The organism is Pseudomonas sp. TCU-HL1, assembly GCF_001708505.1.
GTDB lineage: Bacteria > Pseudomonadota > Gammaproteobacteria > Pseudomonadales > Pseudomonadaceae > Metapseudomonas.
In genome coordinates this window covers 5,111,485-5,134,745 of record NZ_CP015992.1, presented here as the reverse complement: position 1 = coordinate 5,134,745, position 23,261 = coordinate 5,111,485, and the positions used below count along the sequence as shown (strand labels likewise).

Annotated in this window: 21 protein-coding genes; 14 read left to right on the top strand and 7 right to left on the bottom strand. The window is 65.2% G+C overall.

Going from position 1 to position 23,261, the window contains the following annotated elements; all coding sequences use genetic code 11:
* Positions 1-93: 93 nt before the first annotated feature.
* Positions 94-345 carry a hypothetical protein gene (locus THL1_RS23565; protein ID WP_069085501.1) on the top strand — a complete coding sequence of 84 codons (252 nt, stop codon included), beginning with the start codon at positions 94-96 and terminating at the stop codon, positions 343-345.
* A 105-nt stretch (positions 346-450) separates the two neighbouring features.
* Positions 451-1,362, top strand: coding sequence for an SDR family oxidoreductase (locus THL1_RS23560; RefSeq protein WP_069085500.1), 912 nt, complete (start codon positions 451-453; stop codon positions 1,360-1,362).
* Between the two features lie 206 nt (positions 1,363-1,568).
* Here THL1_RS23560 and THL1_RS23555 read toward each other — a convergent pair whose 3' ends face one another.
* From THL1_RS23555 to THL1_RS23545, 3 genes are all read right to left on the bottom strand, one after another.
* The gene (locus tag THL1_RS23555) at positions 1,569-1,913 is read right to left on the bottom strand and encodes a cupin domain-containing protein (protein WP_069085499.1); all 345 of its coding nucleotides are present in this window, start codon (positions 1,911-1,913) and stop codon (positions 1,569-1,571) included.
* A 75-nt stretch (positions 1,914-1,988) separates the two neighbouring features.
* Positions 1,989-3,395, bottom strand: a complete 1,407-nt coding sequence (locus tag THL1_RS23550) for an NAD(P)/FAD-dependent oxidoreductase (RefSeq protein WP_069085498.1) — start codon at positions 3,393-3,395, stop codon at positions 1,989-1,991.
* Between the two features lie 178 nt (positions 3,396-3,573).
* Positions 3,574-4,356 carry a helix-turn-helix domain-containing protein gene (locus THL1_RS23545; protein WP_145928375.1) on the bottom strand — a complete coding sequence of 261 codons (783 nt, stop codon included), beginning with the start codon at positions 4,354-4,356 and terminating at the stop codon, positions 3,574-3,576.
* 254 nt (positions 4,357-4,610) lie between these two features.
* On the opposite strand from THL1_RS23545, the gene THL1_RS23540 reads away from it, so the two are divergent.
* The 3 genes from THL1_RS23540 (at position 4,611) to THL1_RS23530 (ending at position 10,528) form a co-directional block, all read left to right on the top strand.
* On the top strand, positions 4,611-6,407 hold the full coding sequence (locus THL1_RS23540; RefSeq protein WP_069085496.1) for a DUF1302 domain-containing protein: 1,797 nt from the start codon (positions 4,611-4,613) through the stop codon (positions 6,405-6,407).
* Positions 6,408-6,427: 20 nt separating this feature from the next.
* Entirely contained in the window at positions 6,428-7,795 is a 1,368-nt protein-coding gene (locus THL1_RS23535) for a DUF1329 domain-containing protein (protein WP_069085495.1), read from the top strand.
* A 186-nt stretch (positions 7,796-7,981) separates the two neighbouring features.
* Positions 7,982-10,528, top strand: a complete 2,547-nt coding sequence (locus tag THL1_RS23530; RefSeq protein ID WP_069085494.1) for a LuxR C-terminal-related transcriptional regulator — start codon at positions 7,982-7,984, stop codon at positions 10,526-10,528.
* Positions 10,529-10,536: 8 nt separating this feature from the next.
* On the opposite strand, the gene THL1_RS23525 is transcribed toward THL1_RS23530, so the two are convergent.
* Complete coding sequence (locus tag THL1_RS23525) at positions 10,537-11,340, bottom strand: SirB1 family protein (protein WP_069085493.1); 804 nt, start codon at positions 11,338-11,340, stop codon at positions 10,537-10,539.
* 164 nt (positions 11,341-11,504) lie between these two features.
* On the opposite strand from THL1_RS23525, the gene THL1_RS23520 reads away from it, so the two are divergent.
* The 4 genes from THL1_RS23520 (at position 11,505) to THL1_RS23505 (ending at position 15,818) form a co-directional block, all read left to right on the top strand.
* Positions 11,505-12,524 (top strand): Leu/Phe/Val dehydrogenase, encoded by a 1,020-nt coding sequence (locus THL1_RS23520; protein WP_069085492.1) that lies wholly within the window; start codon positions 11,505-11,507, stop codon positions 12,522-12,524.
* A gap of 91 nt (positions 12,525-12,615) precedes the next feature.
* A complete protein-coding gene (gene pdhA / locus THL1_RS23515) occupies positions 12,616-13,707 on the top strand; it encodes a pyruvate dehydrogenase (acetyl-transferring) E1 component subunit alpha (protein WP_069085491.1) in 1,092 nt (363 codons plus the stop codon).
* Positions 13,700-14,701, top strand: a complete 1,002-nt coding sequence (locus THL1_RS23510) for an alpha-ketoacid dehydrogenase subunit beta (protein ID WP_069085490.1) — start codon at positions 13,700-13,702, stop codon at positions 14,699-14,701. The genes pdhA and THL1_RS23510 overlap by 8 nt, the downstream gene beginning before the upstream one ends.
* A gap of 10 nt (positions 14,702-14,711) precedes the next feature.
* A complete protein-coding gene (locus tag THL1_RS23505) occupies positions 14,712-15,818 on the top strand; it encodes a dihydrolipoamide acetyltransferase family protein (protein WP_069085489.1) in 1,107 nt (368 codons plus the stop codon).
* 137 nt (positions 15,819-15,955) lie between these two features.
* Here THL1_RS23505 and THL1_RS23500 read toward each other — a convergent pair whose 3' ends face one another.
* Entirely contained in the window at positions 15,956-16,210 is a 255-nt protein-coding gene (locus tag THL1_RS23500; RefSeq protein ID WP_069085488.1) for a YebG family protein, read from the bottom strand.
* Between the two features lie 303 nt (positions 16,211-16,513).
* Here THL1_RS23500 and THL1_RS23495 point away from each other — a divergent pair, with 303 nt between their 5' ends.
* A complete protein-coding gene (locus THL1_RS23495) occupies positions 16,514-17,005 on the top strand; it encodes a phosphate-starvation-inducible protein PsiE (RefSeq protein WP_069085487.1) in 492 nt (163 codons plus the stop codon).
* 22 nt (positions 17,006-17,027) lie between these two features.
* Here THL1_RS23495 and THL1_RS23490 read toward each other — a convergent pair whose 3' ends face one another.
* Positions 17,028-17,339 carry a DUF3509 domain-containing protein gene (locus THL1_RS23490; RefSeq protein ID WP_069085486.1) on the bottom strand — a complete coding sequence of 104 codons (312 nt, stop codon included), beginning with the start codon at positions 17,337-17,339 and terminating at the stop codon, positions 17,028-17,030.
* Positions 17,340-17,599: 260 nt separating this feature from the next.
* Between THL1_RS23490 and THL1_RS23485 the strand changes: the two genes are divergently transcribed.
* The 4 genes from THL1_RS23485 (at position 17,600) to THL1_RS23470 (ending at position 20,335) form a co-directional block, all read left to right on the top strand.
* Positions 17,600-17,896: a DUF3649 domain-containing protein gene (locus THL1_RS23485; protein ID WP_069085485.1), complete on the top strand. Its 297-nt coding sequence runs from the start codon at positions 17,600-17,602 to the stop codon at positions 17,894-17,896.
* Positions 17,893-19,416 (top strand): PepSY-associated TM helix domain-containing protein, encoded by a 1,524-nt coding sequence (locus THL1_RS23480; RefSeq protein WP_069085484.1) that lies wholly within the window; start codon positions 17,893-17,895, stop codon positions 19,414-19,416. The genes THL1_RS23485 and THL1_RS23480 overlap by 4 nt, the downstream gene beginning before the upstream one ends.
* Positions 19,416-19,739, top strand: coding sequence for a DUF3325 domain-containing protein (locus THL1_RS23475; protein ID WP_069085483.1), 324 nt, complete (start codon positions 19,416-19,418; stop codon positions 19,737-19,739). Before THL1_RS23480 ends, THL1_RS23475 begins: the two co-directional genes overlap by 1 nt.
* Before the next feature lie 86 nt (positions 19,740-19,825).
* The gene (locus tag THL1_RS23470; protein ID WP_069085482.1) at positions 19,826-20,335 is read left to right on the top strand and encodes a DUF3016 domain-containing protein; all 510 of its coding nucleotides are present in this window, start codon (positions 19,826-19,828) and stop codon (positions 20,333-20,335) included.
* A gap of 195 nt (positions 20,336-20,530) precedes the next feature.
* Here the strand turns inward: THL1_RS23470 and THL1_RS23465 are convergent, their stop codons facing one another.
* Complete coding sequence (locus tag THL1_RS23465) at positions 20,531-23,077, bottom strand: TonB-dependent receptor (RefSeq protein ID WP_145928374.1); 2,547 nt, start codon at positions 23,075-23,077, stop codon at positions 20,531-20,533.
* Positions 23,078-23,261 lie beyond the last annotated feature (184 nt).

Genomic DNA, 23,261 nt, shown 5'->3' with positions numbered 1-23,261 from the left:
GTCCCGCCTCCATCCGCTGGAGGCGTGGCACTAGCATCTCCGGCCTCACCCACTGGCTGGGCACCGAGTGTCCGGCATCTTCGAGGCCTGATCATGCTGTTCCGCTTTCTGGTGTTCCTCTATCCCGCCATTCGTACGCTCGGACCGGCCACCGCAGCCGTGCTGGTCATCGCGGGCCTCAGCCTGATCGGCTACGCCATTCTGCGCGAACCCGGTCTGTGGAGCTGGCTGGCCGCGGTCGGTTGCCTGCTGACGGCGGCATTGCTTGCCTTGCTTTGCCACAGCTACCACTGGTGGCTGTTCAAGCTGCGTCCGCGCGGCAGCCTGTTCATTCCCTTCAAGTAGCGTCGTCCTTATCGGGCAACATTCATGGCGGCTCCGATTCTTGTGAGGCCGGGGTGAGCTGCCGGAGACTCGGCCGATACCCAGGTCTGCCAAGGAGCCCAACCCATGAGCGATGCAATCCGCTTCGAAGAAAAAGTCGTGATCGTTACCGGAGCCGGTGGTGGCATTGGCCGCGCCCACGCCCTGCTGTTCGCCCGTCATGGCGCCAGGGTGGTGGTCAATGATCTGGGTGGCAGCACCCATGGCGAAGGCGCCAACGCCTCGGCAGCCGACCGTGTGGTAGCGGAAATTCGCGAAGCCGGCGGTACCGCCGTTGCCAGCCATGATTCGGTGACCGACGGCGACAAGATCGTGCAGGCCGCCCTCGACCATTTCGGTCGTGTCGACGTGGTGGTGAACAACGCCGGCATCCTGCGCGACAAGACCTTCCACAAGATGGACGACGCCGATTGGGACCTGGTCTACAAGGTCCATGTCGAAGGCGCCTACAAGGTCACTCGCGCCGCCTGGCCGCACATGCGCGAGCAGAACTACGGCCGCGTCATCTTCACCTCGTCCACCTCGGGCATCTACGGCAACTTCGGCCAGTCCAACTACGGCATGGCCAAGCTCGGCCTCTACGGCCTGACCCGGAACCTCGCTATCGAGGGCCGCAAGAACAACATCCTGGTCAACGCCATCGCCCCCACCGGCGGTACTCGCATGACCGAAGGCCTGATCCCGCCGCAGGTGTTCGAGCAGCTCAAGCCGGAGCTGGTCAGCCCGCTGGTGGTGTTTCTCGGCAGCGAGCAGTGCCAGGACACCTCCGGTCTGTTCGAAGTCGGCGGCGGCTGGATCGGCAAGGTGCGCTGGGAGCGCAGCCTGGGCTTCGGTTTCGACCCGAAGGCGGGCTTCGATGCCGAGGACGTGGCTGCCAACTGGAAGACCATCTGCGATTTCGAAGGCGCCGCGCACCCGGCGGACAACGTCGAAGCCCTGCGCGAAATGATGGCCAACCTGCAGAAGTACGCCCTCTGATCGCGCCGTTCTTCGGGGCAGTTCAGCCAGCGGGCTGAGCATTCCTGCGGGGAAGCACTATGTTGAAGGCCGGCCTTGTCGCCGGCCTTCTGCATTTCGTGGGGTTGAATTCATTCGCTATGCAGGCAGGCCTTAGGCCTGCCGTTCGGTTCCGAATGGAGGCTTCTGCGCAGCCCTCTGCGAATGAACTCGCCCCCACAACGCAATCAGCGCGAAATGATCACGTATGTCTTGCGCAGCGTTTCCTTCACATCCCAGATACCCAGGCTGTTGGCCGGCAGCAGCAGGGCGTCGCCCGCCTTGATCGCGATGGGCTCGCCGCCATCCGGGGTGAAGGTGCAGCTGCCGTGGGTGAAGTGGCAGAACTCCTGCTCGACGATCTGCCGGCGGAAGCGGCCGGGGCTGCATTCCCAGACGCCGGTTTCCACATTGTCGTTGCGCTCCACCGAGTGCACGCGGGTGTGCGGTACAGGCTCGCCAACGGGGACTGCGACCGGGGTGGGTTCGGACAGGGACATTTCGTGGGTGTTCTTCAGCAAGGTGGCTTTCATGTTGTTGGCTCCGCAAATGCCTGGATGTAGGAGCGAGCTCTGCTCGCGAACGGGTTCAGTGAGATTTCGCGCGGCTCAGCGCATCAGGCCTTCCATCAGGGTGGCCAGTTTCAGCGCCATGGCGCGACGCCAGGGCGCGCTGTGGGGGTTGGCCAGCACCCGGTCTTCGTGGACGAAGCTGCGGATGATGGCGTTGTAGCCGAGCCAGCGGCAGGGTTCTGGTTCCCAGGCACTGAGGCGCTCCAGCGGGCCGTCGCCCAGGACCCAGGGTTGGCGAGTGAGTAGGCTTTCCTTGCCGAGGATCAGGTCGGCCAGGGTGCGTCCACCCAGGTTGCTGGCGCCCACGCCCTCGCCGCCGTAGCCGCCGGACAGGGCAATACCGTGCTTGCGGTCCACCAGCATGTGCGGACGGAAGCGCCGCGCCATGCCCAGGTTGCCGCCCCAACTGTGGGTGATACGCACGTTGCGCAGTTGCGGGAAGAGTTCACCGAGCAGGTAGCGGCGCAGGCCGACTTCTTCGTCGTTGAGCTGGAAGTTTTCCCGTAGCCGGCCGCCGAAGCGGTAGCCGCCGCGGGCGCCGAAGGCCAGGCGGTTGTCGGCGGTGCGTTGTGCATAAGTGACCTGGCGGCTGCTCTCGCTGAAGGCCTGGCCGTGTTCCAGGCCGATCTCCGCCCATTGCGAATCGCTCAGCGGTTCGGTGGCGATCAGCAGGCTCTGCACCGGTAACTGGTACTTGCCCAGCGGCGGCAGGCTGGCAGCATAGCCTTCGATGGCCGGCACTACCCAGCGGGCCTTGAGCTGACCCTGTGCGGTGCGCACCAGGCCGGGCTCCCAGTGGGTAGCGGGGCTCTGCTCGAACAGTTGCACGCCCATGCGCTCCACGGCCTGTGCCAGGCCTCGCACCAGTCGCGCCGGCTGGATGGTGGCGCAATGCGGGGTGTGGATGCCGCCGTAGGGATTGGCCACGCGCAACTGGCCGTTCAATTCGTCGGGGCTGAGCCAGCGGTAGTCGGCTTCGGTGAGGCCTTCGGCATACAGGTCCGCCAACTGGTCGCGCAGGCGCTTTTCCTGTTCTGGGTAGCGTGCGGCGCAGTAGAGGATGCCGGCCTTGCGGAAGTGACAGTCGATGCCTTCGCGTTGCAGCACCTCGGCCACTTCATCGGGAATGCCGTGGAGCAGGTCGAAGGACGCCTTGCGCACCTCGGCCGGCAGCGACGCCAGGGCGCGGTCCTCGCCCAGCAGGTTGCCCATCAGCCAGCCGCCATTGCGGCCACTGGCGCCAAAGCCAGCGAACTGCGCCTCGACCATGGCGATCTTCAGCTCGGGGGCCTGGCGCTTCAGGTAGTAGGCCGTCCACAGGCCGGTGTAGCCGGCGCCGATGATCGCCACATCCACCTCGTGCGAGCCGGACAGCGCCGGTCGTGGCTTGAGGTCTTCATCGAGCGTGTCCATCCACAGGCTGATCGAGCGCCAGTTCGGCATAGGCAGGTTCCCGTTGGCAGGTTGTCGTGGCTGGCAAGGCTAGTGCCTGGCCGGGCACTTGTCGTGTGCGCGGGCACGCTGGGAATGCGCCTGTATTCATGGACTTGCCGGTAGGGTGCGCCGTGCACACCAGAACCCTGGTGCGGGGCTGAACTCCGCCCGGTGCGCGTGGCGCACCCTACGATTGGGGCCGTTGCTTGAGGTAGGCCTTGGGCGACAACCCTGTGTGCTGGCGAAAGCAGCGGTAGAAGGCGGAGAGCGAGTTGAAGCCGGCGCTGAAGGCCAGTTCGTCGATGCGCACCGGCGGCACGGCGGTTGCCAGCAGGGTGAGCAGGTGCTGCAGGCGCGCCTGGTTGACGTACTGGTAGAAGCTCTGCCCGAGCATCTGGTTCAGCAGGTAAGAAATCTGGTTACGGGTGTAGCCGGTGGCGCTGGCCACCTGGTGCAGGTCCAGGGCCGGGTCGAGGTAGGGCTGGGAGCGCTGGAAGTACTCTTCGATATCCCGCGCCAGCATGCCTAGTTGCCGTGCCGAAAGGCCGAGGCGGCTGGCTGCCGGGCGTTGCGATTGGGACTTGCCGGGCTGGACGGCGGGTTGAACCAGCAGGGCGTACTCGTTGATCCGCCAGATCAGCCCGTCGCGCACGGTGATGGCTTCGCTGGCGCGGAAGGTGCCCCCGCCGGCGACGCTGATGGCGTACTGGATGAAGGCGGTGTCGCCATCGATGCGGATGCGGTCGTTGTGTTCGAGGAAGTCTTCCGGGCCGCTGGGCATGGTGGCCTGCAGGTAGCCCCGCAGGTCTTCGCGGCGCATGCAGCGGTTCTGGAAGAAGTCGTTGTATTCCACCTCGGGGTGATAGAGCGCCAATACGGCATCGATATCGCGGGCTTTCCAGCTCAGGTGATAGCGCATCACCACATCGCGGGTGGCGGCGGTCTGCGGGTCGGGGAGGGCGTCGTGCATGGTCATGGTCGATCAGGGCAGCGGGATCCGCTCAGGATGCCTCAGCCAGCGGCCATGAGGTAGTGAGCGGCGGAAGTTCCATCCATGTTCTGCATGGCGCGGCATGCGGGGTGTCCATGAAGGTGCGCCAGGCGGCATTGCAGAGCGTCGATTCACTCCTTCGAGCGACAGGATGAATCCCTCCTTGGTGCGCTTATCGCCTGCACGGGTGACTGGTTAGGGTGGTGCCCTCCTTCACCAACCAGGAACGCCGCATGACAAAAACAACAATGCGCGCAGTTTTCCGGCCGCACGCGCTGGCCGCCGCCGTCGCCATAGGAGTCGCCGCCCAGGCTCACGCGGTCTCCTTCAACATTGGCGAGATCGAGGGGCAGTTCGACTCCTCGCTGTCGGTGGGCGCGAGCTGGTCCATGCGAGGCGCCGACCCGGACCTGATCAGCGTCAACAACGGCGGCAAGGGGCAGTCCTCGACCGGCGATGACAGCCGACTCAACTTCAAGAAGGGCGAAACCTTCTCGAAGATCTTCAAGGGCATCCACGACCTCGAACTGAAGTACGGCGATACCGGCGTCTTCGTCCGTGGCAAGTACTGGTACGACTTCGAGCTGAAGGACGAGAGCCGCCTGTTCAAGGACATCAGCGACCACAACCGCAAGGAAGGCTCCAAGTCCTCCGGCGCACAGTTGCTCGATGCCTTCGTCTACCACAACTATCAACTCGCCGACCTGCCCGGCAGCGTGCGCCTGGGCAAGCAGGTGGTGAGCTGGGGTGAGAGCACCTTCATCGGCAACAGCATCAACGCGATCAACCCGGTGGACGTGTCCGCGTTCCGTCGCCCCGGTGCCGAGATCAAGGAAGGGCTGATTCCGGTCAACATGTTCTACCTGTCCCAGAGCCTGACCGACCAGCTCAGCGTCGAAGCGTTCTACCAACTGGAGTGGGACCAGACCGTCCTCGACAACTGCGGCACCTTCTTCGCAACCTCCGATGTGGCCGCCGACGGCTGCGACACCGGCTACACCGTGGGTAGCCCGGCCATTGCGCCGCTGCAGCCGATCGCCGCGGCCTTCGGCCAGGGTTTCGACGTGACGTCCGAGGGCGTGATCCTGCCCCGTGGCGGTGACCGCGACGCCCGCGATGGCGGCCAGTTCGGTACGGCCCTGCGCTGGCTGGGCGACGAGACCGAGTACGGCGCGTACTTCCTGAACTACCACAGCCGTACGCCGTTCGTCGGCACCTCCACCGCCAGCGCCGCAACCCTGGCGGCCATCCCCCGGATCGTCGCCACGGCCAACGCCATCGCCCCGGGCACGGGCGCCGGCCTGGCGCAGAGCACCCTGCTCGGCAATGGCCAGTACTACCTGGAGTACCCGGAGGACATCCAACTCTACGGCCTGAGTTTCTCCACCACCCTGCCCACCGGCACAGCCTGGAGCGGCGAGCTGAGCTATCGCCCCAACGCGCCGGTGCAACTGAACACCACTGACCTGACCTTGGCCCTGGTCAACCCTATCGCCGGCGGCGCAGCCTCGCCCATCGCCACCCGTCCCGGTGGCGACAACACTGGCTACAAGCGCAAGGAAATCACCCAGGTGCAGACCACCCTGACCCACTTCATCGACCAGGTCATGGGCGCGGATCGCCTGACCCTGGTGGGTGAAATCGGTGTGGTGCACGTCGGCGGCCTGGAGTCGACCCGCGAGCTGCGTTACGGCCGCGACTCGATCTACGGCGCCTACGGCTTCGGCGGAGATACCCACGGCTTCGTCACCGGCACCGCCTGGGGCTACCGCACCCGCGCAGTGCTCGACTACAGCAACGTGATCGCCGGCATCAACCTGCGGCCCAACCTCGCCTGGTCCCACGACGTCGACGGCTACGGCCCCAACGGCCTGTTCAACGAAGGCGCCAAGGCACTGAGCATCGGAGTCGATGCCGACTACCAGAACACCTACACCGCGAGCCTCAGTTACACAGACTTCTTCGGCGGCACGTACAACACGCTGGTGGACCGCGATTTCCTCGCCGTCAGCTTCGGCGTGAACTTCTGAGTGGCAAAGGGAGCATGACGATGCGCAAAACGATTCTGCAATGCGGCGCGCTGGCGCTGTCCTTGCTGGCTGCCAACGTGATGGCGGCGGTGTCCGCCGATGACGCGGCGAAACTTGGCGCCAGCCTGACCCCGCTGGGGGCGGAGAAGGCCGGCAATGCCGACGGCAGCATCCCCGCGTGGACCGGTGGCCTCGGCAAGAGCGCCGGCGCGGTGGACGCCAAGGGCTTCCTCGCCGACCCGTTCGCCGACGAAAAGCCGCTGTTCACCATCACCGCGGCCAACGTCGAGCAGTACAAGGACAAACTCTCCGAAGGCCAGGTGGCGATGTTCAAGCGTTACCCCGAGACCTACCGGATTCCGGTCTACCCGACACATCGCACGGTCGCCGTGCCGCCGGAGGTCTCTGAAGCGGCGAAGAAGAGCGCGGTCAACGTGCAGCCGATCAACGATGGCAACGGCCTGGCCAACTTCACTGGCAGCCGCTACTACGCCTTCCCGATCCCGAAGAACGGCGTGGAAGTGATCTGGAACCACATCACTCGATACCGTGGCGGCAACCTGCGGCGGATCATCACCCAGGCCACTCCCCAGGTTAACGGCTCCTACACGCCGATCCGCTTCGAGGAAGAAATAGCGGTACCTCAGGAGATGCCCGACCTGCAAGTGGCCAAGGGCGAGAACGTGCTGAGCTACTTCAAGCAGCAGGTCACCGCGCCGTCGCGCCTGGCCGGTAATGTGCTGCTGGTCCACGATACCCTGGACCAGGTCAAGGAGCCGCGCCTGGCGTGGGTCTACAACGCCGGCCAGCGCCGCGTGCGCCGCGCCCCGCAGGTCGCCTACGACGGTCCGGGCACCGCCGCCGACGGCCTGCGCACCTCGGACAATTTCGACCTGTTCTCCGGCGCGCCGGACCGTTACGACTGGAAACTGGTGGGCAAGAAGGAGATGTACATTCCCTACAACAGCTACAGGCTGGATTCGCCGCAGCTCAAGTACGACGACGTGATCAAGGCCGGGCACATCAACCAGGACTTGACGCGCTACGAGCTGCATCGCGTGTGGGAAGTGGTCGCCACCGTGAAACCGGGGGTGCGCCATATCTATGCCAAGCGCCACATGTACATTGACGAAGACAGCTGGCAGGTGGCGCTGGTGGATCACTACGACGGTCGCGGCCAGCTCTGGCGCGTCGCCGAGGGGCACGCCCAGTTCTACTACCACCAGCAGGTTCCGGCTTACACCCTGGAAGCCCTGTACGACATCATCGCCGGCCGCTACCTGGCCCTGGGCATGAAGAACGAGGAAAAGCACAGCTTCGAGTTCGGCTTCGTCGGCAAGGCGGCCGACTACACCCCGGCGGCGCTGCGCAACGCCGGGGTACGCTGAGGGCAAGGCGCACAGGGGATGTGCGTCAGGCAAGGCATGTGATTGTGCTACTCCAGAACCTGGCGGCCGTAGGCCGCCTTTTTTATGGAGCCGGATAATGGCGCTGAATGATCCTTCATAAAGCCCGAGATAGAGGCCTAGGGTGTGGCTCCAGGTCGTACCTGCACGAACAAAGGGCATACCCGGATGTCTGCAATGAGCCGCTTCGAAACCCTCGCCTTCCTGCCGCGCCTGCCAACGCTGCATGTCCCGCGTCCGCGCCTGTGCGAACGGCTGGTTACCTCCAGGGTGCGGTTGCGGCTGCTCTGCGCTCCGGCCGGGAGTGGCAAGAGTGTTCTGCTGACCGAGTGCGCTATGCGCCGTCCGGCCGATTGCACGGTGCATTGGCTGGCACTGGGAGGCCGGGAACGGACGGTCGCTGAATTCTGCGCGATGCTGGCGGACGCCCTGGGCATCGCGAAAGCGGACGAAGAGGGCGTGCTGCGTGCGCTGGCACTGTGGAAAACACCCGCCTGGGTGATGCTGGACGACTACTGTCGCCGGCCTACTGCCGAACTTGATGCCTGCCTGGATCGACTGCTGAATGCCAGCAGCGCATCCGTGAGTTGGTGGATCAGCGGCCGTTGCCGGCCTTCCTGCAATTTGCCGCGCCTGCTGATCGACGGCGAACTGCTGGAGCTGGACACCAATGCCCTGGCGTTCGAGCGCGGCGAATTGCTCAAACTGCTCGATCAGTCACTCCAGGCCTGGCCCGGAGATGCCGTCAGCCGGTTGCTGGAGAGTACCGGCGGATGGTGTGCGGGCCTGCGCATGGCCTTGCTTGAGCCAACCGAATGGGGCTTTGCCGAATACGGCAACGATGTCGGCCATTCCGCGACCTTGGTGGCTTACCTCCACCACGAGATGTTTGCCAGCCTCGATGCCCAGCAGGCCGAAGCCTGGCATGCGCTGGTACATCTGCCGCGCTTCAATGCGCCACTCTGCGACCACTTGTTCGGTAACGGCGAGGGCGCGGCCCTGCTGCGCGATCTGCAGGTGTTGGGCAGCTTCATCGAACCGCTAGCTGATCAGCCCGGCTGGTTCCGGGTTTTCGCCCCCTTGGCCGGCAAGATGCCGGTACAGGATGCCCAGGCGGGGAGGGGGTGGCACCTGCGCGCCTGCCAGTGGTTCGCCTCCGAGGGAGACTGGCAGACCGCCGTCGAACACGCCCTGGAGGCCGGGCAGCCCGAAGCCGCGGTCAGCCTGCTGCAGCACTTGGGAGTCGAGCATCTGTTCCAGGGACGCAACGTCGGCCTGTTGCTGCGCCTGGATCGGGAGGTCGACGACAACCTCTTGCGGGTGTCGCCTCATTGCATGCGCATGCTGGCCGGCGCGCTGCTGTTTGCCGGAAAGCTGGACGAGGCTGCCGCCTGCATTGCCGAGCAGGCGCGATTCCTGCCACAACCCGACGCCGTCCGGCAGCAGGAGCTGGTGGCGTACTGGCAGGCGCAGTACGGTTTGCTGGCGCACCTGCAAGGGGATTCCCCCAGCGCCCGCCTGCACTTGAGTGAGGCGCTGGATGCCTTGCCTGAATCCGCCTGGGAGCAGTGCCTGGTCTGTTACTCCGGTCTTACCCAGCAGGCGCTGCTGGAAGGCCGGCTGGACGACGCCCAGAGCCTCAATCGCGAGGCGCTGCTGCTGGCACGCAGCCACGGCAGCCTGCTGATGGAAGCCTTTCTCGAACTGGACCATGCCCAGATACTCGAGCACCGGGGCGCACTGCTGCGTGCCGACGCCGTGCTGGAACGGGCACAGGATTTCCTGCTCACCAAGGGCCGCCTGGCCAGTCCGTTGCTGGGACGACTGGCGCTGCGGCGTGGTCGCCTCGCCTTGCGGCAGGGCAATGATGACCAGGCGCGCGAGCACTACCAGTTCGGACTGCAGGAGGCCCGCAACTGCGGCGACTACCGCGTCCTGTTCGGCTACCTCGGCCTGGCGACGCTGGATGCCAATCGGCAGGCATTCGATTCGGCCTTCGATCGCTTGCGCGAAGCCGAACGCCTGATGCAGATGCGCCATATCCCCGAGCGGGTATACCGCGCCGTGCTGCTGCAGGTCAGCAGCAGCCTGCTGCTCATGCAGGGACGCAGCGGCCAGGCGCGCCATGCCCTGCTGCGCGTGCTCAAGCATTTCCGTGGCGAGCACGCCGTGCAGGCGCCACCAGCGACCCTCGACCTGATTCCCCGCATCGAGTGGCACCTTGCGTTGGCCGAGCTTTACGAAGGGGAAGTGTTCAACGCCCGGCAGCGCCTGCTGGGTCAATTGCACCGGGCGCGCGAGGCTGGCATGCCGGCACTGGAAGTCGAGATTCATGTGGCCCTGGCCGAATGCGCCTACCTGACCGGTGAGCTCGACAAGGCCGCAGCACAGTTGCGTGATGGCCTGACCTTGGCGAGCCAGATCAACCTGCAGCAGCCACTACGCGAACTGCAATTGCGTCAGCCGCACATGCTCAGGGCCCTGGGCATGGAAGAGGAGGATGACGCTGCCGAGTGCGCGGTCGGTCCGCTCAGCCAGCGTGAACTGGAAGTGCTCGGGTTGATTGCCCTGGGCAGTTCCAACCAGGAAATCGCCGAGCGCCTGTTTATCTCCCTGCACACGGTGAAGACCCACGCCCGGCGCATCAACGGCAAACTCGGCGTGAAGCGCCGCACCCAGGCGGTGGCGCACGCCAAGTCGCTGGGCCTGATGTAGTGTCCGATTCAATGCAATGCCTGCACATGCCCCAGCCGGCGCAGGCGCTGGGCCAGTTGCAGATGCTGGGCGGGGTTGTCGCAGAGCAGCAGGGCATGTTCCAGGTCATAGCGTTCCGCCTGGGGGCAATCCAGGCGCTGGTAGATATCGGCTCGCGCCAGGTGGTCATGCATGCTCGGAGGGCCGAGCAACAACACGCGCTCGGCGTCCTTCAACGCGGCCAGGAACTCACCGGCGTCCTGGTGCAGCAGGCGCAGGTTGCGCGACAGGCGCTGGATCATTTCCTTCGCGCTGGCCGTTTGCAGGTGCGTTGCTTGAAGTTCGGCCTGGGGGCCCTGCACGCGCGCTAGCAGGTCGCGACAGTCGCGGGTATAGAGACGGCGACCGCTGCACGGGTCGAGCAGGTGATCGGCCCCCGGCACGCGCAGCAGGAAATGGCCGGGGAAGTTGACTCCGGTCAGGGGAATGCCCAATCGCGCGGCCAACTCCAGGGCGATCAGCGCCAGTGAAAGCGGTTGCCCGCGTTTGCGCGCCAGTACCTGGGGCAGCAGGGCGGCGCGTGGGCGCAGGGGCGTGTCGTCGTCTTCATGGAAGTCCAGCTCGTTCAGCCGTCGCAGCAGTGGCTGGGCCAGCTCGACAGGTGCCAGGTTCGGCAGGCCGGTCGCCACCAGTTGGAGCAGGCCACCAAAATCACGCAGCCCCCGTTCCGGGTCCAGGCGCGGATCATGCTCGGCGGCAATCCACAGCGCCGCCTCCAGCATTGCAGGAGGGTCGCGTTCGAGGCAGGCCAGGCAGCGTTGGCGCGGGTCCATGGGGCATCTCCGAGGGGTTGTTTCCTTGTAGCCAACTGGTTGATTTTCGTCCAGTGCCGGCCCGCGCCGTGGTTATCTCGGTGGCCCGCCTTATGTCCGGATGCGAGAGGGCGGACTGCGCAGCTCGTCCTATACTGGCCCTAAAGTCAGGAAGGGAGCCCGCCATGTTCGCCATGATGGAAACCGCCCGGCTGGAGGCGTTGCACCTCGCCAACGATCCTGCCACCGGACTCAAGGCCATCATCGCCATCCACAACACCCGCCTCGGCCCGGCCTTGGGCGGTTGCCGTTATCTCGCTTACCCCGATGATGAAAGCGCGATTCGCGATGCGATCCGCCTCGCTCAGGGCATGAGCTACAAGGCCGCACTGGCTGGTCTGGAACAGGGTGGCGGCAAGGCCGTGATCATTCGCTCCGCCCATGTGGATAACCGCGCCGCGCTGTTCGAAGCATTCGGCCGCATGATCGAATCCCTGGGTGGCCGCTACATCACCGCCGTGGACAGTGGTACCTCCAGCGCCGACATGGACTGCATCGCCCAGCAGACCGGGCACGTGACCAGCACCACCGCTGCCGGCGATCCGTCTCCGCACACGGCACTCGGCGTATTTGCCGGCATTCGTGCCACGGCCCATGCGCGCCTGGGCAGCGACGATCTGGAAGGCCTGCGCGTGGCCGTGCAAGGCCTCGGCCATGTGGGCTACGCGCTGGCCGAGCAGCTCCACGCGGTGGGCGCCGAACTGCTGGTCAGCGATCTGGATGCCGGCCGCGTGCAACTGGCGATGGAGCAGTTCGGCGCCCAGCCGGTGGCGGCCGATGCCTTCCTCACCACCCCGTGCGACATCCTCGCGCCCTGTGGCCTGGGTGGCGTGCTCAATGCCCAGACCGTGGGCCAGCTGCGCTGCGCGGCGGTGGCCGGCGCGGCCAACAACCAGCTCGCCAGCCCTGAGATTGCCGACGAGATGGAAGCGCGCGGCATCCTTTACGCACCGGACTATGTGATCAACTCCGGCGGGCTCATTTACGTCGCCCTCAAGCACAAGGGCGCGGGGTTGCCGGCGATTACCGCGCACCTGGCGCGGATCAGCCAGCGCCTCACCGAGATCTACGCGCACGCCCAGGCCGACAAGCGATCCCCCGCGCGGGTCGCCGACGCCCTGGCCGAGCGCCTGCTGTTCGGCTGAGCGGCCGCCAACCAGCGGCCCGGCCCGTTAGCCCCGGAGCCACAAGCACCGGGTACTGCACAGGCACCCAAAAGGTGTAAGGAGCGATGCCATGTCCAATCGGATCGATTTGCCCTACACGCGTTTCCTCGACCCCGAGGGGCGCCTGGTCAGCGAGCTGCCGGCCTGGGCCGACGACTTCAATCTGCTCACCGACCTTTACCGACGCATGGTGCTGACCCGCCTCTTCGACCAGAAGGCGGTGGCCCTGCAACGCACAGGCCGCATCGGCACCTATGCCCCGACCCTCGGCCAGGAAGCCATCGGCGTCGCCATCGGCAGCCTGATGCGCGCCGAAGACGTGCTGGTACCCTACTACCGCGACACCGCCGTGCAACTGATGCGCGGCGTGCGCATGGAGGAAATCCTCCTCTACTGGGGGGGCGACGAACGCGGCAGCGACTTCCAGGACTCGCGCTCGAAAGAGGACTTCCCCATCTGCGTGCCCATCGCCACCCAGGCCCTGCATGCCTGCGGCGTGGCCACGGCGATCAAGATCCGTGGCCAGCACCGCGCGGTGGTGACCACCTGCGGCGACGGCGCCACCAGCAAGGGCGACTTCCTCGAAGCCCTGAATGTCGCCGGTGCCTGGCAATTGCCGGTGCTCTTCGTGGTGAACAACAACCAGTGGGCCATTTCGGTGCCCCGGCGCATCCAGAGTGGCGCGCCGACCCTGGCGCAGAAGGCCATTGGCGCGGGCTTCCATGGCGAACAGGTGGACGGCAACGACGTGCTGGCCGTCCATGACCGCGTGCAATGGGCGCTGGACCGTGCCCGCCACGGTAAGGGCCCGGTGCTGCTGGAGTGCATCAGCTACCGCCTGGGCGACCACACCACCGCCGACGATGCCACGCGCTACCGCAGTGCCGAGGAGGTCAAGGCGGCCTGGCAGGAGGAGCCCATCAAACGCTTGCAGGCTTTCCTTGCCAGCCACAAGGTCTGGGACGAGGGCCGCGAACAGGCACTGATTGCTGACTGCCAGCGTCAGGTACAGGCGGCTGTGGATAACTTCGAGGCCAGCGGTGTCCAGCCGGTGGAGTCGGTGCTCGATCATGTTTACGCACGCTGGCCCTCCGCCCTCGGCGAGCAGCGCGAAATGCTGATGGAACGGGTCTCCCGTCGGAAGGACAGCCATCATGAGTAACCTCAACGCCACAACAGAAAAGCGCGCCCTGCTGGAGGCCGTGAACATGGCCCTTCACCGTGCCATGCAGGAGGACGAAAACGTCGTGATCCTGGGGGAAGACGTCGGCGTCAACGGTGGCGTGTTCCGCGCCACCCTCGGCCTGCGCGACCGCTTTGGTTTCAAGCGGGTGATCGACACCCCGCTGGCCGAAACCATGATCGGCGGCCTGGCCGTGGGCATGGCCGCCCAGGGCCTGAAGCCGGTGATGGAAATCCAGTTCCTCGGCTTCATCTACGCCGCCATGGAGCACCTGGTGTCCCATGCCAGTCGCATCCGTTGCCGCACCCGCGGCCGACTGACCTGCCCGATGGTGTTACGCAGCCCGATGGGCGCCGGCATCCGTGCGCCGGAGCATCACAGCGAAAGTACCGAAGCGCTGTTCGCCCATATCCCCGGCCTGCGGGTGGTCATCCCATCCTCACCGGCACGGGCCTACGGCCTGTTGTTATCCGCCATCGACGACCCGGACCCGGTGATCTTCCTCGAACCCACCCGGCTTTACCGGATGAACCCGCAGCCGATCATCGACGACGGCAAGCGCCTGCCCCTGGACACCTGCTTCACCCTGCGCGAGGGCTCGGACATCACCTTGATCAGTTGGGGCGCCAGCGTCCACGAGACCTTGCAGGCCGCCGCACGGCTGGAAGAGCGGGGCGTTTCCGCCGAGGTGATAGACGTTGCCAGCATCAAGCCGTTGGACCTCGATACCCTGGAAGCCTCGGTGCGCAAGACCGGCCGCTGCGTGATCGTCCATGAGGCGCCGCGCAGTTGCGGGGTGGGCGCGGAGATTGCCGCCAGCCTCTACGAGCGCGCGCTGCTCGACCTGCAAGCGCCTATCCAGCGGGTTACCGCGCCGGATATTCCACCGCCGTTGTATCGCCTGGAGCAGCTCTACATCCCGAGCCCTGAGGATATCCTTGCGGCCTGCGAGCTGGTGCTGAACTACGCCTGAGGAGTGCACGATGAAATACTTCAAACTGCCCGACCTGGGCGAAGGACTGCAGGAAGCGGAAATCGTCCAGTGGCACGTGAAGGTGGGGGATAGCGTCAAGGCCGACCAGCTGCTCGTCTCGGTGGAAACCGCAAAGGCCCTGGTGGACATTCCGGCGCCTCACGATGGCGTGGTGGCGAAGACCTTCGGCAACGAGGGCGACATTCTCCATGTGGGCGAACCGCTGCTCGGCTATGAAGGCGAGGACGCCGACGCTGGTACGGTGGTCGGTCGTCTGGAGGGGGGCGGCAATGCCCAAGCCGACAGCTTCTTCATTGGCGCCGCGCCCTCCACTCGCGAGCATCTAGCGCCGCGTGCCACGCCAGCGGTGCGTCAGCTGGCCCGGCAGATGGGCGTGGAACTGGCGGCCCTGGCCGGCAGCGGCCCGGATGGCCTGGTGACCCGTGCCGATGTGGAGCAGGCTGCGCAAAGTGCCCGCGACAGCTTCGGTGGTGAGCGGTTGCGCGGCGTGCGTCGCAGCATGGCGATCAACATGGCGCGCTCTCATGCCGAGGTGGTGCCGGTGACTATCTTCGGCGATGCCGACCTGCACCGCTGGCCGGAGGCCCGCGACCCGCTGATCCGCCTCGGCAAGGCCATTGCCGCTGCCTGTGAGGTGGAGCCCATCCTCAACAGCTGGTTCGACGGCCGCGCCCTTTCCATTCGCCAGCACGACAAGCTTGACCTCGGCATCGCCGTCGACACCCCGGACGGGCTCTTCGTACCGGTGCTGCGCAATGTTGGCGGGCGCAGTGCGGAGGACCTGAAAGAGGGTATGTCGCGGCTGCGGGCGGACGTGAAGGCACGCTCCATCCCGCCGCAGGAAATGATGGGCGCCACCATCACCCTGTCCAATTTCGGCACCCTGTTCGGCCGTTACGCCAACCCCGTGGTGGTCCCGCCGCAGGTGGCGATCATCGGTGCCGGTGGCATCCGCGATGAAGTGGTGGCCTGGCAGGGCAAGGTGGAAATCCACCCGGTGCTGCCGCTGTCCCTGACCTTCGACCACCGTGCGGTCACTGGTGGGGAAGCCGCGCGGTTCCTGAAAGCGCTGGTGCAGGCGCTGGAGCAGCCTTAGGCCGCTGTGCCTCAATTGGCCACAGGACTGCGCCGATGGTTGGCCGGGAGTCACCCCTCTCCCTTTGGGAGAGGGGCTGGGGGAGAGGGTGGTTTCCGGCGGCTCGGTGCCATGCCATTTCGCGAATGAATTCGCTCCTACAGGGGCAGTTCCAGTTCGGTCAGGGCCTCGGGCTGGTTCTTGAAGGCGCGGGCGAAGGTGTCGCGGTGTTTGGCCATGAAAATGCCGATGTCTTCGACCTGCTGCTCGCTCAGGGATGGCACCGCCTTTTGCAGGACTTCAGCCACGGACTCGGCCAGTTCGAGCATCTTGTCGTAACGGTCGGCTTCGGCCTTATCCATGAACAGGCGCTCCGGATCGCGGCTGCTGCGGTACACCACTTCGACGGCCATTCATCACCCCTCACCTTTGATCATCAGGTCTAAAAAAATACTGGATGCGCATACAGTATTCGGAATGATGGCAAATGGGAATAGCCCGTAGGAAATTTCCACTTGCCGACCGACCTCAGCGATCGCTGCGGATCGGGCCGAATTCCGCTGGGACCCAAGCATAGCCCGTGCCTTCGCCTTGCGGGGGTGCAGGCTGCGACAACCTGTCTCGTGGCGCAGGGGCCGGTACGGCCTCCATTCTGCATAACCCCATTGTCACTTTCGCCCGTCACCATCGGGCCTGTAGTACCAAGGAGCTGTATCGTGAAAATCAACTGGGCTGAACAACTGCGCGAGAACGTGCATGGCCTGGCCGAATCGCTGGGAAACCTGCTGGTGGAAAGCTTCCACTACCTGGCGCTGTTCGCCATCGGCGGAATCACCGCCTGGGCTGCGGTGGTGGCCTTCCTGGGGATGGTGGAGAAGGGGCATATCACGGTCGATGACATCCTCCTGCTGTTCATCTACCTCGAACTGGGCGCCATGGTCGGCATCTACTTCAAGACCAACCACATGCCGGTGCGCTTCCTGATCTATGTGGCGATCACCGCGCTCACGCGCCTGCTCATCTCCGATGTGTCGCACCACCACCGGCCGGACCTGGGGGCGGTGTTCGTCTCTGGCGCGATCCTGCTGCTGGCACTGGCGATCCTGGTGGTGCGCTACGCCTCCTCGCGCTTCCCTTCGGAGCAGACCGATTCCCCGCCGCGCCGGCAGCGCCTGCGTCGTCAGGTAGCCGCGGAAGATGAGGCCTGACGCCGTGCACAGGTAGCGTGCATCAGATGCGCGCTACCTGTGCAACATTGACCCGGCCGGTACGCACCGCGGCGACATGGCCGCCGGTCATGCTGGTGAGCAATTCACCTACCTTGTGACCGCTTTCGATGGCTATCCCCAAGCGAATGCTTTCGATCACCCGCTGGAGTCGAACCGGGTCATTGCGCTGGGCCGGGCTGATCAAGCGCCGCGCTACCACGCCGCGCTCGTTGGTGAGGGTCAGCATGATGTTGCCGCCCTGGCTTTCAAGACTGAGGTTGACCCGGTACTCGGCCTGGAATGCGTCGGTCAGGATCTGGAAAGGGTTGTACATGGCCTGTCACCTGGTTGGTCGAGCGATGAGTCGATGGACGCCAGGAGAACTGCAAAGTTCGAACCGCAATGACCGGTGGTGGGTGAGTGCCCCGACCAGATGTCGCGTATAGCCGGATCGAGGTCGTTCGATCCGTGCCGATAGCATTTCTCTGTTGCAATCCAGGCGCATATGTAAATAATTCTCAGAATTATTTCTGAAATTTCCTTCCGCCCTTTGGAATTCCCTCTGCCAGGGGTGTCCTTGATCAAGGTAGCAACGTGAGTAAAGCCAAGACCTCCACGTGCTGGGACGTGACCGCGCGGGTGTTGGCGGCGATCCTCGGCGGATACGCGGCGGCCTATGCGGCCACGGCATTCCTGTCCGTTTATCTGCCGCTCGTGCGCAGCGATCGGGTGGTGTTCGCCAGCCTGTCCTGCTTCGCCGTCTACACCTTCGCCATCCTTTACGCCTTTGCCGCGCGCTCGGCCCTAAGCGCCTGGCTGGTGCTGGTGGCGGTGACCGTCCTGATGGCCCTGGCCGCCTACCTGCCCAGTGATTTCGGAGTACGTCCATGAGCCTGCGCCAATCCATGGCGGGTTTGCACACCTGGGGTGGGCTGCTGCCGTCCTGGCTGCTGTTCGTCATCTTCTTCGCCGGCAGCATCGCCTGCTTCGACAAGGAACTGGAGCGCTGGATGCGCCCGGCGCTGCACGAGACCGCCACTTACAGCATGACCGTCGACCAGGTACGCGACGCCATGCTGGCGAAAGCGCCGGACGCCCACGCCATCTGGATTCGCCCGCCGAGCGAGCGTGAGCCCTTCTACTGGGCTGGCTACGAGCCGGCCGACGAGAGCGAGTTCGTGCGCTTCGCCCTCAACCCGGCGACCGGCGAGGCGATGCCGGAAACCGTCGGCGGACTGTTCTTCTTCACCCTGCACTACGACCTGAACGCCGGGATGATCGGCATGTACATCGTGGCCATTGCCGCCATGTTCATGCTGGTGGCGCTGATCAGCGGCATCATCATCCACCGCCGCATCTTCAAGGACTTCTTCACCCTGCGCCCGGACGCCAATGGCCAGCGCGCCTGGCTGGATGCCCATAACCTGTTCGGCGTGGTGGGGCTGCCGTTCCACCTGATCATTGCCTACACCGGCCTGGCCATCTTCGTGACCTTCTACATGCCCGCCGGCATTCAGCTGGCCTACAAGGGCGATGCGGAAGGCTTCTTCTTCGACACCATGGGCGCGTACCACCGTGAAGACGTCAAGCGCCCGGCACCGCCGGCGGCATCGCTCGACGGGCTGGTGGCCGACGCTCACCGTCGCTGGGGCGGCAATGAAACTGGCTGGATCAGCGTGCACCACCCGGGCGATGCCGCTGCGGTGGTGGACATCCGCCGCTATGACCGTTCCGGCATCGTCGACTTCCAGTGGACCCTGTCCTACGACGCGGCCAGCGGTGAGCTGCTCCACCAACAGAAGCCTTACAGCCCCGGTTACCAGAGCTACGCCTGGCTGACCAACCTGCACATGGCGCAGTTCGGCGGGCAGATCGTCCGCGCCCTTTATTTGCTGCTCGGCCTGATGGGCTGCGCGATGCTGGTGGCCGGCCTGCAGGTCTGGCTGCGCAAGCGCGAGGCGCGCGGCGGTTTTGGCATCGGCCTGGTGCGCGCGCTCAATGGCGCGGTGGTCGGCGGCCTGCCTGTCGCCAGCCTGGGCCTGCTCTACGGCAATCGCCTGCTGCCGGCCGGCATGGCCGAGCGCGCCAGCGCGGAGACCTGGGTGTTCGTCAGTGTCTGGTTAGCGGTGGCGCTTTGGGCGGTGCTGCATCGCAACAGCGGCAAGGTGGCTCGTGACGTGCTGCTGGCCGTGGCAGTCCTGGCCCTCGGCTTGCCACTGCTCAATGCCGTGGTCACGCCCCAGGGCAGCCTGCTGGCCACCCTGGCTCGCGGTGATTGGGACATGGCCGGGATCGATCTCGTGCTGCTCCTGTCCGGCGCCCTCTGCGGCCTGCTGGCCTGGCGCCGTTCACAGCCGCAGGTGGCGAAGGCGCCGCGCGTCCGCCGTCGCCTGGTAGAGGAGCGCGCCTGATGCTGGCCCTGAGTTTTGCCTTCTGCTACCTGGCGATGGTCGGTCTGGCGCTGGCCATGTCGCGCCAGCACAAGCTGGTTTTCAGTGGTGCACCGGGCGAATTCCGCAGCCGCGTGCTGCGGGTGGGCGCAGTGTTCGCCATGCTGGTCGCCCTGGTCCTGACCATCGCCGAACGGGGTGGGGAAGTCGGCGGCGTGATCTGGCTTTGCCAACTGATGCTGGCCGGTTTGCTGCTGGTTGCCTTGCTGGCCTGGAAAAGCCGCTGGGTGCTGCCTCTGGTGGCGCTATTACCGTTGTGCGCCGGTGCGCTGGCTCTGCTCTGAGCCGTCTGACTGGCTCCGCTTTCCGACTGCTCGGGCGGGCGTACACTGATCCTGGCGGTGCCTGCATCACCGTCAGGAGGTGTTCCATGCGACCCACACTGCCCCTCATCGTACTGGCGGTGCTGATTCTTACCCCGACCGCACTGGCATCCACCACCGAAGTCAGCTTCACCCAGCCGGAGAAGTACAGCGACGCACGCCTTTACCGCGACTACGGCCGTGGCGCGGATGATATCGTGCTGAAGGACCTCAAGGCCCATATCGAAAAACTGGGCAAGCGCTACCTGCAGCCTGGCCAGACCCTCAAGGTGGACATCCGCGACATCGACCTGGCCGGCCAGTACGAGCCCTGGCGGGTCAACTTCCGGGATGTTCGCTTCATGCGCGAAGTGACCTGGCCCCGGATCAAGTTGCATTACAGCCTCGAGCGGGACGGCAAGACCCTGGTCAGCCGCGATGTCACGGTGATCGACCAGTCCTACCTGCAGCACGGCAACTACTACTTCAGCAACGACCGCCTGCGCTACGAGAAGACCATGCTGGACGACTGGTTCCGCTGGAACATCGGGCCGAAGGACAAGACGGTGTCCTATTAAGGGGAATTGCAGGGCAGGCCGGGGCTGCCTGGCGAATGAATTAGCCCCTACAGGATCGCGCTGAAGGTAGGGCGAGCTTCACCCCTCTCCCACTGGGAGAGGGGTGGGGGTGAGCGAAGATTCAGGCTGACGCGGCGCTATCCCATTTCGCGAATGAATTCGCTCCCACAGGTAGACCAGGCATTCCCGCCTGCCTCAGAACTCCACGCTGTAGCTCAGGCTGTAGGTACGACCACGACCGTGGTAGTCGAACAGGTCGGCGGGAATGTTGGCGCTGTAGAACACCTGCGCACGCTGGCCCCAGACGGTGGTGTAGTCCTTGTCCAGCAGGTTATGGATGCCGAAGTTCAGCGTACCCACCGGCAGGGCCTGGCTGCCCAGCAAGTCGAAGGTGGTGTAGCCATCGATCTTGTGGTCGTTGCCGTCGAACTGGCCGCTGGCGAGTACGTTGCCGTCGTCACTCAGGTTGAAGGTCCGTACGCCTTGCAGGCGCAGGCTGGTCTCGTCGTCACGCCAGCCGACGAAGCTGGTCAGCTTGGAGGGACTGGCGGCGGTCACGTCCTGCTTTTCCCAGCGGTCGTTGATCTTCTGCTGGGAGCGAATGGCCAGGGCGCTGGTACCGACCTGCCAGTTCTCGGTCAGCCAGTAGTTGGCCTGGCCTTCGAGGCCGTAGTTGCGTTTCTTGTTGTCCAGCTGCTCCACCAGCAGGGTGGTGCGGTTGTAGGTGATGCTCTTGTCGGACCACGCATAGAAGGCCGCCAGCTGGGCGTCCAGGCTGCCGTCATAGTGGCGCCAGCCGAGTTCCACCTGCTTGGTCTTGATGCCGTCCAGGGCCGAATCCCTGACGTTCACTCCTTTCTGCAATACCCAGCGGCCATTGACCGGAGCGGCGGAGTAGGTGCCCTGGCCGTAGTACTTTGCCGGGTCGGGCAGCTCGAAGCCTTCGGAGTAGTTGGTCCAGGCCTGCTGCGCCTTGTTCAGCTTGTAGACGGCACCGAAGTTGTAGAGGTCGACCTGGTAGTTTTTCTCGCCGCCGGGAATGGCATCGGCGCTGGTGCCGTTGCCTTTGCTGATCTGGATCTGCTGGGTGGCCGCAACGAAGTCGCCGACATCGTTGTTGGTGCGCTGGCGGCGCACGCCGCCGGACAAGGTGAGGTCGTCGGTAGCCTTCCAGCTACCCTGGGCGAACAGCGAGTTGCTGTCGGTGTCGATGCCGGGATAACGGCCTACCCTGGCGTATTCGTCGGCGACCAGGCCGCCGGTCTGGGCGGCTGTGTTCAGGTCGAACAGGGCCTGGTCGGCGTCGAAGCTCTCGCGCTCGATGTCGGCGCCGTAGGTCAGGGTGAAGCGATCCCACTCTTTCACCAGCACGGCTTTCAGGCCGTAGTAGTCGGTGTCCTGCTGGGAGGCGGAGTAGTAGGAGCGGGTCGGGTTGATGGCGCCGGTGCCGGTGAAGGTGATGCTCGGGTACGGTTGGAAGGCCATTTCCTCACTGCGGTAGTAAGCCTGCAGGTAGAGATCGTGGCCGAGCACTTCAGGCGCATGGTAGGTGGCGTTGAACTGGGTGCGTTCGGTTCGCGGCTCGCGGTCGAAGCTGGCGCCGCCTTCGATCTCGAAGGGCTCCAGGCCACGCAGGCCACGGAAGTTGCGGCCGAGATCGACGCCCTTGTCGCCGTCGTAGCCGGAGTCGTACCACTGGGCGCCCAGGCTCAGGCTGTGGCCGTTGGCGAAGTTGAAGTCGAGGCTGCCCATGACGTCCACCGACTGGTTGTACTGCAGGTCGGTCTGGGTGATGTCGAGCATCACCTGGTCGCCGCTGCCGTCGTAGGCGGCGCCGTTCTTCTGATAGGCCACCGAGGCACGCCCCTTGATCTGCTCGCTGCCACCGCTGACGGACTGGGCCACGCGCCAGTCATGGTCCTGGCTAGTCTCGAAACCGCTGCGCAGGCCCGCTTCGCTGTTGAGGCGTGCCGGGCCGGCCTCGCCCTTCCTGGTCACGATGTTGATGATGCCGCCGGTGGCGCCGCCGCCGTAGACCGCGCTGGCGCCGGAAAGCACTTCGATGCGCTCGACGTTGAACGGATCGATGGAGTCGAACTGGCGGCTGATGCCACGGGAGCTGTTCAGGGAAACGCCGTCGATCATCACCAGGGCGCTACGGCCACGCATGTTCTGGCCGTAGTTGGTGCGGCCCTGGGGGCCGATGTCGAGGCCGGGGATCAACTGGCCGAGGGCTTCCTTGAAGGGCACGCCGCCCTTGGTCTGCTCCTGCAGCTGGGGCGCGTCGATGATCCACACGGTGCCTGGTAGTTCGCTGATGCTGGTGGGTGCACGGGAGCCGACGACCACCTGGCGGTCCACTTCGATGGCGCCGCCGGTGGACTGCAGGCTGTAGCCGCCGTCCTGGGTCACGGCCTGCAGGCCGCTGCCGACCAGCAGCTGGCGCAGGCCCTCATCGACGCCGTACTGGCCGTGAAGGCCCTGGGTCTGTCGGCGGGTGGTCAGCTTGGGGCTGAAGGACAGCAGTACGCCGGCTTCGCGGCCGAACTGATTGAGCGCGGACTCCAGCGGGCCGGCGGGAATGTCGAAGGCTTGGCGCTGGCTTTGCGCACCGATTTCCAGGCTGGCGGCAAAAGCGGCGGAGGGCAGGGCAGTGGCCAGGCTGAGGCCGAGCAACAGCGGCTGCATGGCGCGGAACAGGGGCTTGCGGGCAAAGCGATGACCGCGGGGCGAATACTGCATGGAGGTGTCTCGTCAGTGAATGGGGAAGGTCTCTGCCTGCCTTGTCACGCGAGATCCGAAAAAAGGCTCAGCTTTCGCAAAAAATTTCTGATGGGTATCGCCGCGCCGCTGCGCATTGGCTCGTGCAAGGGTGGATGTCGCCTTTCACATCCACCAACGGAGCCCGATCGAGCCTCGAACGGTG